Consider the following 10,356-nt stretch of genomic DNA (forward strand, 5'->3'; position numbering starts at 1 on the left):
CCACGACACGACGACGCGCTTCGACGGCGCGGTGTCAACGGCTCGGTGTCGACGGCGCGCTACGAGCGCTCGCGACAGACCTTCTGCAGCACCCCGCCCGCGAACTGGAAGCGCGCGGTGCGCGAGCCGACGACCTGCTCGCTGCTTCCGAGCGGCACGCCTGCGACCGAGCGGAAGCTGCGGCGCACGGCGGTCGCGCGGTAGACGAGCGAGCCGTCGGCGCCGCGCTCGTCGGGCGCGCCGAGGATGCGCTCGACGTCGGCCGCCGTGCTGCGTCCGATGGTGAGCTTCGCGAGGTCGCTGCCGCGCACGGCTTGCCCCGTCAGCATCGTCTGCGACGTGCGCTCGCAGCCCGTCGCCAGCGCGAGCGAGGCTGCGAGCGCGGCCAGCAGCGTCCACCCCCCGCGCCGGCGGAGGCGGCATGCCACCTCCGCCGGCGACTGTGCACGGCTCACGCTCTGCACACCGCGTGCAGCAACGCGGCCCTCACTGCAGCAAGCTCTGGACGTCGTGCACGAACGCCTGGCTCGCGGAGCCGTACGGTGGCGTTGGCGTCGGCGTTGGCTCCGCCGTCGGAGTCGGCGGCGGGGTCTCGGTCGGCGCGGGAGTCGGAGTCGGTGTGGGCGTCGGCGTCGGCGTCACGCCGGGGCAGCCCTGGGCACACGCGTCGCAGCAGCTGTTCGTTTGACCGACGCACGCCGTGCCACCCTTCGGCGCCTTGCACTGCGCCGCGTTCCTCTTGATCGTGCAGCGAGTCTTGCCCTTCTTGTCGACCGTACAGCAGGTGACGAAGCCTGGACGCCCGCAGGTCGACCGCGCCGCGCACGAGGTGACGTCGCCCTTGCAGTTCTTGGGCAGCAGTCCCTGGCTGGCGAGATCGTTCACCACCTCGCGCGCGCACTTGACGTATTGCCCGTGGTTGCGGAAGCCGTCGCAGGGGCATTCCGCGGCGACGGCGGCGCGCGCTGCCGCGACGGCTGCGTCGTCCGTGCACTTCGCAGAAGCTCCGCCGGCACCTGCGAGCGCGACGAGCGACGCGACCACCACTCCGAACACGAACTTCATCGGCCCTCCTTTTCTTCCCGGGGGACAGCGCGCGAGGACCGTTACGTTCGTTTGGGGAGGTGCGAAGTGTACGGAGCTGGTCTGGGATGGATCGGTGACGTCGCGGCCCTCGTCGTCGAAACCCCGAGAGCTCTTGACTGGGCGTGCGCTACCACGGGGTCGTGAACCGTGGGAAGGCGGTTCGGCCGCGACGCGCTCGGTATTTCCCTTAAGGGAAACGCCGAAACCTACGCGCTTGCAATCGTTCGCGCTGCGGCGCCGCGAGGAGCATCGCGTGCTCTCGCGGCGCCGCGCAGAGCTATTGCGAAGCGTCGTGGTTCATCGGGTTCAGGAAGGTAATCGTATAGTTGACGAGCGTGCCGTTGCCGCGGCACGAGAACAGCCCGTTGGTGTCGTCGTACTGCCACGCGTAGATCGTCGGGCAGACCGCGTGAATCTCGGTCACGTAGTCCTGGTAGGTCGGCTCCCAGGCCGCGTCGGGTCGCTGCTCGCCGAACGGGTCGCAGATCTGGTCGTGCGGGCTCGGCGGGTTGCTGTACGGTGAGCAGCCGTACTGACCGTCGCAGCACGGCTGCCCGCAGGTGCAATCCGTCGTGAGGCTGCACGTGCAGCAGTAACGGGTGTCGTGCCCGACCTGGCATGGGCTCAGACAGCCGCCGGTCGTCTTCCCCCAGTCGGGGCACTTGGGCGTCGTCGCGCAGCCCGCCACGCCGCAGAATGGCGGGTCGCCGCTGCCTTGCGGCTGGTCGGGCTCGATCGTCAAAAGCAAATTCCAACCGTCGACGAAGCTCGCGTTGTAGTTGTCGTTGCCGCCCGGGTTCGCGGCGCCGCCGTCGAGCGTGAACTCGGCGAGGGATGCGGGCGGATTGCCGCTCGCGACGCAGTTGCGCAGCCCGTTGCAGTCGCCCGTCTGGCACTTGAGGCCGTTGTCGCCGGTCGCCGTGCAGCCGGTGCGCGGCCAGAAGCGGCCGCTGTCCCAGCCGTACGGCACGGTGATGGTCTTGCTCGCGCCGTCGGGGAGCTCCCAGTCCCAGCCGCCGACGTCCATCGGATTCGGTACGCCGTTGCCGTTGATGCCGGCGACCCACACGGTCTGGCCCGACCGGTTGACGAAGGTGATCTTGTGCTCGCCGCCGGGCGGCGGCGCGGCCGACACCTGGCAGACGTCGGCGAGGTTGCACTGGTCGTTGGTGAAGCAGGTCGTGAACTTGCAGTTGTCGGGCTCGGTCTCGGGGTTCCAGCACGCGCCGTTCAAGGTGCAGCAGTAGAAGCCCTGCGGGCACTGCAGGCAGGAGCCCTCGGCGCTCGTGCAGGCGGCGGGCTCGGGAGATCCGGGAGGTGGCTCGCCCACCGGCGTCGGGGGCGGCGTCGGTGCGCCGCCGTCCGACGAGTTGCCGCAGCCCGGGAGCCCGGGCAGCGCGAGAAGAGCCACGATCAGCGCCGCGCTCGAGAAGAGTGCTCGCCAGCGTAGATCGCTCATGCCGCCTGCCTCCGATCGATCGGTGAAGGGATCGGCACTTCTCGGCCGGAGTTCAAGAGGTCGCGCCGCCGAACGTCCTCATGCCATGCGCGTTGCTGTGTGCGTCGGGATTGGCGATCGAGTCGCCCTTCGTGGCATGGGCGACGGATGCGCGAGCCCGCCCCGCCGCCCGCATCCAGCAAGGAGACACGCCGCACGCGGACGCGCGCGATGGCGCTCCTTCCCCTGCTGCTCGGCGTCCTGGTCGCGACGCTCGCGTGCGCGGATGACTTCGAACGGCGCGCGGAGGATGCAGTCCTGGCCCGCTTCCTGGGCACCTGGCGCACCGAGACCACCGTGCGCGACGGCGCGGGCAACGTGATCGCCCACACCCTCGGGACGGCGCGCGCCGAGCGCACGCTCGAGGGCCGCTGGGTCGAGTTCCGCTCGGCGAGCATCCCACCCGGCGCGGCCGAGCTGCAGATCATGACCCGCGAGCCCGCGACCGGCGTGCTCCGCCAGTGGCTCTTCGACTCCGACGGCTACTGGCACACGGCCGAGGGAAGCTGGCACCCCGCGAGCGAAACCATCACCTGGCGCGGCGAGAAGGACGGCGCGAGCTTCGTCATCGAGGACCGCTGGCGCTCGCCCGACCGCCTCGAGTGGACGCTCGTCCGCAAGGACGGCGACGGTCGGACGGTGCGGACGATCGACGGGACGCTCACCCGCGCGGAGTGAGGCCGGCGCGCGTCGGCGCGACGTGCGTCGCGGCGCTCGGTGCTGCTTTCCTCGGCGGCAGTGCCTACGCCCCGACCGCGGCGGCGAACAGCACGAGCGCGACGAGGGCTGCGACGGCGACGATCGGTAGAGCGATTTGCGTGCGGCTCATGTCCTGCGCGCTTGCGGGATCCGTGCCAGCGCGCGCGTCCTTTTCAGCGCGCTCGTCGGCGGAGCGAGCTTGCGCTCGATCCGCTCGGTCCGGCGCCGACGTCACTCGCTCCTCACTCTCTGCTCTCGGCGTCCGGCGCCTTCGCGCCGCGACGCCAAGACTTCCGCGACCGGCACGATCGGCCCCGCGACGTGCGACGCGTCGCGCAGCAGCTTCTGCCAGTGCCCGACGTCCCACCAGCGGCCCATCTTCCAGCCGACCCGCGGGGTGACGCCCGCGCACACGAAGCCGAAGCGCTCGTGCAGCGCGACGCTGCCCGGGTTGGGCAGGGCGATCACGCCGATCGCCGCGTGGAAGCCCTGCGCCTCGAGCGTCGGCAGGAGCTCGCGGTAGAGCGCCGTGCCGACGTCCCGGCGGTGGTGTCGGTGCGAGACGTAGACCGTGACCTCGGTCGTCCAGTCGTACGCGCGACGCACCTTGTAGCGGCCCGCGTAGGCGACGCCGACCACCGCACCGTCGAGCTCCGCGACCAGCCACGGATGGCGCTCGCGCCCGGCAGACCATTCGGCCTGCCAGTGCGCGAGCGTCTGCGGCTCGGTGTTGAAGTTGTAGTGCGTGTGCTCGATCGCCCAGTTGACGATGTCGCGGATCGCCTCGAGATCGTCCTCGCGCGCCGATCGGACGGTGACGGCCACGGCGCGCGTCAGCCGTTGAAGGCGCGGATCACCTCGCGCCAGCGCTCGACGCGGTCGCCCTTGCGGTACGGGATGTAGAAGCTCAGGCGATCGAGGATGCCCTCGTACTTCGCCTTGAGCTTGCCGGCGATGTCGTCCCAGGTGCCGGTCGTGGCGTAGACCTCGAGCATCTCGTCGGTGATCAGATCCGCCATGCCGCCCCAGTCGCCGGCGCGGGCCTTCTCGTTGAGCTTCGCCTGCACGTCGCCCCAGCCGTGCACCTCGAGCACCGGACGGTACGCGGGCGTCGACGCGTAGAAGGCAATCTGTTGCTTGACGAGGCCCTTCAGGCCCTTCCGCTCCTCGTCGTCGTCGCCGACGATGACGAAGGCCGCGGTCGAGAGCTTGCACGCCTTCGGGTCGCGGCCGGCCTTCTGCGCGCCCTGCTGGATGTTCGGCAGGATGTGCTCGTTCAGGTACTTGAACGAGTGGAACGGGTGGACGTGGAAGCCGTCGCACAGCTCGCCCGCGAGGCGACACATGTACTCGTTCACGCCCGCGATGTAGATCGGGATGTTCGGATGCTCGATCGGACCGCCGTTGAAGAACGGCGTCATCAGCGTGAACTCGTAGAACTTGCCCTTGAAGCTCGGCCGCGTGCCGTTCTGGAAGGTGTCCCACACCGCGCGGATCATCTGGATCATCTCGCGCAGCCGCGGACCGGGCGACTCCCACTTGACGCCGAAGCGACGCTCGTTGTGCGCCTTCACCTGCGTGCCGAGTCCGAGGATGAAGCGTCCGCCGGACAGCGCCTGCAGGTCCCACGCGATCATCGCGTGCGCGAGCGGGCTGCGCGGGAAGGCGACCGCGATCGACGTGCCGAGCTTGATCTTCTTCGTGTGCTCGGCGGCGAGCGCGAGCGGCAGGTAGGGATCGTGTCCGGTCTCGGCCGTCCACACGGCGTCGAAGCCCGCTTCCTCGGCGGCCTTCGCGGCCTCGGGCACGTCCTTCAACGTTGCTGCGGCGAGCGCGGTATCGAGCTTCATCTGCGTCCTCCTCGGTGGAGCTTAGGCTTCTAGCGAAAGCGGCGATATACGAAAACGATGCAGAGACGAATGCGCCTCGGCGACTTCCTGGTCGCCTATCTCCGCGGCCTCGGCGTCGAGAGGATGTTCGGGATCCCCGGCGACCTCGTGCTGCGATTGTTCTCGCACCTCGGCGAGCGCGGACGGTGGAAGATCGTCACGTTCTCGCACGAGCCGGCGGTCGGCTTCGCGGCCGACGGCTACGCGCGCGCGACCGGCTCGATCGGCGTCGCCTGCGTCACGTACGGCGCGGGCGGGCACAACATGGTCAACGCGGTCGCGGGCTCGTACGCGGAGCACGTGCCGGTGCTGGTGATCAGCGGCGGACCGGGCGACGAGGAGCGCAAGTTCGGCACGCTGATCCACCACCAGGCGCGCGCGATCGAGTCGCAGCTCAACATCTACCGCGAGGTCACCGCGGCGGCGGCCGTGATCCAGGATCCACGCACCGCGGCCGAGGAGATCGACCGCGTGGTGCGCACGATGTGGCAGGAGCAGCGTCCGGGCTACCTCGAGATCCACCGCGACATGGTCGATCGCGTCATCGAGGTGCCGAAGCGCCTGCTCGAGCAGCATCCGCTCGAGATGCCGCACTCGAATCCGCACAAGGTGCGCGAGGCGGCGCGCGACGCGGCGGAGCGTCTCAACCGCTCACAGAAGCCGGTCGTGATGGTCGGCATCGAGACCTTCCGCTTCAAGGCGCAGAAGGAGGTGATCACGCTCTGCGAGCGGCTCGGCGCGCCGGTGCTGACGACCATGCTGTCGAAGGGCGCGGTGCCGATGGACCATCCGCTCCACATGGGCGTGTACATGGGTCCGCACAGCCCGGTCGCGATCCGTCGCCGCGTCGAGCAAGCGGATCTGATCCTCGACCTCGGCTGCCTCGCGACCGACATCGGCAGCGCGGGGCGTCCGCTCGCTTCCGAGCGCTCGATCCGCGCCATCGACCGCCGCGTCGACGTGAGCTTCCACAGCTACAACGACGTCGCGCTCAAGGACTTCGTGCGCGCGCTGCTCGAGGAGGAGCTGCGCCCGCATCGCGAGAAGGTCGAGTACCACGACAACCTGCCGCCGCCGCCCGCGTGGCTCGCGTCGCTGCCGGCGGGCAACGGCGCGAGCGGCTCGGCGCACGCGCGCTTCGCGAAGAGCGCGGCGCCGTCCGCGCGTGCGCGTGGCGGCACGATGCGCGTCGCCGAGATGCTGCTGGTTCTCAATCACTTCCTCGAGCGGCGGAAGAGCTACGTCGTCGTCGCGGAAGCGGGCGACATGCTGTTCGCCGGCATCGACGTGCGTGTCGCCGGTCGCGCCGCGTACTTCGCGCAGGGCTTCTATGCGTCGATGGGCTTCGGCGTGCCGGGCGCGATGGGCATCGAGATGGGCACCGGCAAGCGTCCGATCCTGCTGTGCGGCGACGGCGCGTTCCAGATGACCGGTCCCGAGATCGCGCACGCGCCGCGCTACGGGCTGCGTCCGATCGTGCTCGTGACCAACAACGGCGGCTGGGGGATCTTCCGTCCGGTCGTCAAGCGCCACTCGATCCTCGAGATCCCGTCGTGGCCGTACGCCGAGCTCGCGCGTCTGTGGGGCGGCGACGGGGAGCGCGTCACGTCCGGTCCCGAGCTGCTCGCGGCGCTCGAGCGCGCCGATCGCAGCGAGCGCTTCTCGATCATCGAGGTGATGATCGGGCGCAACGACCTCTCGCCGCTGTCGCGCAAGTACATCCAGTACTCGTCGAAGCAGGGCGCGAAGGGGAGCTGACGCGGCGAGCCGCGGTGGCGTCAGGTGCCGCTGCGGCTTCGTGCGCTCGCACCGGTCGAGCGCACGCGGCGTGGGTGCTGCGTGCGCTCGGTCAGCGCGTTCGGCGCCGCGCGCGGGGCGCGTCTACTCGCCGAGGTAGTGCAGAGCGATCCGCCGCTCGTGGCGCGCGCGGCGGTGCTCCCACAGGTAGATCCCCTGCCACGTGCCGAGCAGCATCCGACCGCGCTCGACCGGGATCGACAGCGAGGTCTGGGTCAGCGCTGCGCGCACGTGCGACGGCATGTCGTCCGGGCCTTCGGCGGTGTGCACGAAGGCGCGGTCGCCGTCGGGGACGAGGCGCGTGAAGAAGGTCTCGAGGTCGCGCTGCACGTCGGGGTCGGCGTTTTCCTGGATGAGCAGGCTCGCCGAGGTGTGCCGCACGAGCAGCGTCAAGAGCCCGCGCTCGGCGCGGACGCCGCGCAACCAGCCGGCGACCTCGTCGGTCACCTCGTAGAGCGCCCGCCCGCCGGTGCGGACCGCGATCTCGCCGAGCTCCTGGCGCATGGGGTGTCGTTACGGGAGCGCGCGCGCTGCGGCAACGTGGGGTGTTGGCACGTGGCGTGAGCGCCGTCGCGGCTGCGCACACACCGAAGGAGCCGGCGGGCCGGACTAGAGACAGCCGCTGTCTCACTCGCGTGCGTCAATAACCGTTGACAGGCAGCGTGCAAAAAATCAAAAGTGTCGGCGTCTCGTTTCCGTTGCGCGCGTCGCGCGTGCGCCACAAAGAGCTCTCGAACCAGAACCCAGTGAACCCCGATCCCTCCGCTACCCATCGCGACCGTGTGTGGCAGGCAGCGCTCGCCGCGCTGCTGCACGACGTCGGCAAGTTCGCACAGCGCGCCGAGGCGGACCCCGAGCGCTACCGCTCGCTCGCCAACCTGCACCTCTTCGCGGTGACCGAGAAGGCGACCGACGAGGCGACCGGGAACACATACACGAGAACTGCGTATCACCACGCGGCGTACACCTGGCAGTTCATCGAGACCCATCTGCCCTGGCTGACCTCGGTCGGCGACGGCGGCGACCAGAACGTCGCGGGCTGGGCGGCGCGCCACCACAAGCCGAGCAGCGCGTTCGATCACCTGGTTGCTGAAGCCGACGGCTTGTCGGCCGGCATGGATCGCGGCCACCCCGACGAGTCCATCCGCGGTTGGAGCCACGTTCAGCAAGCGCGCCTCGTTCCGTTGCTCGCGGAGGTTGGGTGCGATGAGGAGGTTTCCGGCTGGGAGGTCCCGCTGCGGCGGCTCTCCTTCGACCGCACGATCTTCCCGCAGGAGGCTCGCTCGCGGAGCCAGGCCGAGGCCGTGCGCGAGTATGCAGCCTTGTTCGCGGAGTTCGCCGCGGAGGCATCGCGGGTACACGGCGGCGACATCCGCCGCTTCCTGACCTCGTTTCTCGCCGTCTACGAGCGCTTCGCCTGGTGCGTCCCGGCGGCCACGAACTGCACGCCGCGCGACGTGTCGCTGTTCGAGCACAGCCGTGCGGCGAGCGCCATCGCCGCCGCCTCCGCCGCGCAGCTTCTCGCCACCGGCGAGGTGACCGTCGAGCGCGTTCGTGATCGCGCGGACCCGCGCTACCTGCTGGTGGTCGGCGACCTCTTCGGAATCCAGCGCTTCCTCTACACCATCGTGTCCAAGCACGCGGCTCGTGCGCTGCGGGGGCGGTCGTTCTTCCTGCAGATCCTGTCCGACGCGATCGCGAGCCGTCTCTTGGCGGAGCTCGATCTGCCGCCGACCAACGCGCTCTTCGTCGGCGGCGGCAAGCTGTGGCTTCTCTTGCCCGCCGCGGCGGAGGAGCGCGTAGCGAGCCTCGCCGAGGAGATCGACCTCGGCTTGCAGAAGACCTACGGCGGTCGCCTTGGCTTCGCGATCGGGCTTGCGCGCATCGCGGGCAAGGACTTCGTCGAGAAGCGCATGGCGGCGGCGTTCCGCGACGCCACCGCGGATCTCCACGTGCGCCGCCACCGCCGGCTGTCGCGGCTCGGGCGCGAGCGCTACGACGAGGTGTTCGCGCCGCTCGGCGATCCGCAGAACGAGGACGTCTGCCGCGTCTGTGGGCAGCTCGACGCGGATCTCGCGGATCTCCCGGACGAGAGTCGGCGCGCGTGCCGCGAGTGTCGAGATCTGGAGGATCTCGGGCGGCTGCTGCCGTACGCGCGCTCCGCTCTTCGCGTGCGCGACCCGGAGCGCGCCGAGCGCTTGGCCAGCAGACTGAGATCGTCGGAACGGCGCCCGCTCGTGCTGACGATGCCCCCGGTTCTGGGCGCTTCGTACGTCGTCACCGAGCAAGACGCAGCCACCTGCTCCGCCACGGCGGAGCCCGACGACGTCGTTTTCGCGCTGAACGAGACCACCTTCATCCCCGAGGGCAACGCGCCCGTGGTCATGCTCTTCGCGGGCTCGGTGGGGCACTGGGAGAAGGGAACCTTCGAGGATCTCGCCGCGCAATCGACGGGCGTCGAGCGCCTCGGCGTCCTGCGCATGGACGTCGATTCGATGGGCGAGAAGCTCGCCAGGGGCTTCGTGCGTCGCCGCGACGACGGCAGCGAGGAGGACCTGACCACCATCTCGCGGCTCACCAACCTCTCGAAGTCGCTCGCCTACTTCTTCGGCGGCTACGTCGCGCACCTGCTCGCCGAGCCGGACCGGCCATGGTCCGGTAAGGCGCAGCTCATCTACTCCGGCGGCGACGACCTGTTCGTCGTCGGGGCTTGGTCGGCGCTGCCCGGCTTCGCGCGCGAGATCCGGCGCGAGCTCGACGCGTTCGTCGCGCACAACCCCGAATGGGGCGTGTCCGGGGGGCTCGCGGTCGTGTCCGCGAATCACCCGATCGCGTCGGGCGCCGCGATGGCCGGCGAGCTCGAGCACCTCGCCAAGTCGCACCGCCGTTCGTCGGGAAAGAGCAAGGATGCGTTAGCGCTAGCCGGCGAGTCGATCGGCTGGCGGGATCTCGACGTGGTCGGCGCGATGGTGGCCGAGATTCTCGCCTTGATCGCGGCCGACGAGCGCGAGCTGCCGGGCTTCGGTGTCGCAGAAGACGCACCGAGCGCGCTGGCGCGCTCGTTCGTACACCGCCTTGCGCGCATCGCGCACGAGCACCGCGAGGCATGCAAGTCGCTGCGCGCCTCCGGCCCGAAACGGAGCCTCGCCGAGATCGAGCAGGGCACGCGCCGTGGCCGATGGGCGTGGACCGCCGCTTACGAGATCGCGCGCCTCGCGCGAAGCGGTCCGCTGCGCGAGCGCTTGGACGCCTTCCGGCGTGCGCTGCCCGGACGCACGTGGCCCGGCAGCGACGAGGCGTGCGAGGCGGACGTGATTCATCTCCTGCAGCCGGCGGCGCGGCTCGCCGAGCTGCTGACCCGGGAAAGGAGCTGACGCCATGCCAGGC

Annotated in this window: 10 protein-coding genes; 3 read left to right on the plus strand and 7 right to left on the minus strand. The window is 70.2% G+C overall.

Going from position 1 to position 10,356, the window contains the following annotated elements:
• Positions 1-59: 59 nt before the first annotated feature.
• The 3 genes from VIS07_16605 to VIS07_16615 all read right to left on the minus strand — a co-directional run bounded on the left by VIS07_16605 (position 60) and on the right by VIS07_16615 (position 2,545).
• Entirely contained in the window at positions 60-329 is a 270-nt protein-coding gene (locus VIS07_16605) for a hypothetical protein (protein ID HEY8517134.1), read from the minus strand.
• Positions 330-486: 157 nt separating this feature from the next.
• Positions 487-1,065, minus strand: a complete 579-nt coding sequence (locus VIS07_16610; GenBank protein ID HEY8517135.1) for a hypothetical protein — start codon at positions 1,063-1,065, stop codon at positions 487-489.
• A gap of 298 nt (positions 1,066-1,363) precedes the next feature.
• Positions 1,364-2,545, minus strand: coding sequence for a thaumatin family protein (locus tag VIS07_16615; GenBank protein ID HEY8517136.1), 1,182 nt, complete (start codon positions 2,543-2,545; stop codon positions 1,364-1,366).
• Between the two features lie 210 nt (positions 2,546-2,755).
• Between VIS07_16615 and VIS07_16620 the strand changes: the two genes are divergently transcribed.
• Positions 2,756-3,262 (plus strand): DUF1579 family protein, encoded by a 507-nt coding sequence (locus VIS07_16620; protein HEY8517137.1) that lies wholly within the window; start codon positions 2,756-2,758, stop codon positions 3,260-3,262.
• Between the two features lie 64 nt (positions 3,263-3,326).
• Here VIS07_16620 and VIS07_16625 read toward each other — a convergent pair whose 3' ends face one another.
• The 3 genes from VIS07_16625 to VIS07_16635 are packed head-to-tail and all read right to left on the minus strand — an operon-like array spanning position 3,327 to position 5,133.
• Positions 3,327-3,518 (minus strand): hypothetical protein, encoded by a 192-nt coding sequence (locus VIS07_16625; protein HEY8517138.1) that lies wholly within the window; start codon positions 3,516-3,518, stop codon positions 3,327-3,329.
• Positions 3,515-4,108 (minus strand): GNAT family N-acetyltransferase, encoded by a 594-nt coding sequence (locus tag VIS07_16630; protein HEY8517139.1) that lies wholly within the window; start codon positions 4,106-4,108, stop codon positions 3,515-3,517. The genes VIS07_16625 and VIS07_16630 overlap by 4 nt, the downstream gene beginning before the upstream one ends.
• Before the next feature lie 8 nt (positions 4,109-4,116).
• Positions 4,117-5,133 carry a TIGR03617 family F420-dependent LLM class oxidoreductase gene (locus VIS07_16635; GenBank protein HEY8517140.1) on the minus strand — a complete coding sequence of 339 codons (1,017 nt, stop codon included), beginning with the start codon at positions 5,131-5,133 and terminating at the stop codon, positions 4,117-4,119.
• Positions 5,134-5,190: 57 nt separating this feature from the next.
• Between VIS07_16635 and VIS07_16640 the strand changes: the two genes are divergently transcribed.
• Complete coding sequence (locus VIS07_16640; GenBank protein ID HEY8517141.1) at positions 5,191-6,930, plus strand: thiamine pyrophosphate-binding protein; 1,740 nt, start codon at positions 5,191-5,193, stop codon at positions 6,928-6,930.
• Between the two features lie 123 nt (positions 6,931-7,053).
• Here the strand turns inward: VIS07_16640 and VIS07_16645 are convergent, their stop codons facing one another.
• Positions 7,054-7,473, minus strand: a complete 420-nt coding sequence (locus VIS07_16645; GenBank protein HEY8517142.1) for a secondary thiamine-phosphate synthase enzyme YjbQ — start codon at positions 7,471-7,473, stop codon at positions 7,054-7,056.
• A gap of 209 nt (positions 7,474-7,682) precedes the next feature.
• On the opposite strand from VIS07_16645, the gene cas10 reads away from it, so the two are divergent.
• On the plus strand, positions 7,683-10,343 hold the full coding sequence (gene cas10 / locus VIS07_16650) for a type III-A CRISPR-associated protein Cas10/Csm1 (GenBank protein ID HEY8517143.1): 2,661 nt from the start codon (positions 7,683-7,685) through the stop codon (positions 10,341-10,343).
• The last annotated feature ends 13 nt before the right edge of the window (positions 10,344-10,356 follow it).

This window comes from Candidatus Binatia bacterium (assembly GCA_036563615.1).
GTDB lineage: Bacteria > Desulfobacterota > Binatia > UBA12015 > UBA12015 > DATCMB01.

Bases quoted from the DNA above. Each gene is read 5' to 3' on its own strand.
- VIS07_16605 (HEY8517134.1), bottom strand. From the start codon at position 329: ATGCTGACGGGGCAAGCCGTGCGCGGCAGCGACCTCGCGAAGCTCACC.
- VIS07_16610 (HEY8517135.1), bottom strand. From the start codon at position 1,065: ATGAAGTTCGTGTTCGGAGTGGTGGTCGCGTCGCTCGTCGCGCTCGCA.
- VIS07_16615 (HEY8517136.1), bottom strand. From the start codon at position 2,545: ATGAGCGATCTACGCTGGCGAGCACTCTTCTCGAGCGCGGCGCTGATC.
- VIS07_16620 (HEY8517137.1), top strand. From the start codon at position 2,756: ATGGCGCTCCTTCCCCTGCTGCTCGGCGTCCTGGTCGCGACGCTCGCG.
- VIS07_16635 (HEY8517140.1), bottom strand. From the start codon at position 5,133: ATGAAGCTCGATACCGCGCTCGCCGCAGCAACGTTGAAGGACGTGCCC.
- VIS07_16640 (HEY8517141.1), top strand. From the start codon at position 5,191: ATGCAGAGACGAATGCGCCTCGGCGACTTCCTGGTCGCCTATCTCCGC.
- VIS07_16645 (HEY8517142.1), bottom strand. From the start codon at position 7,473: ATGCGCCAGGAGCTCGGCGAGATCGCGGTCCGCACCGGCGGGCGGGCG.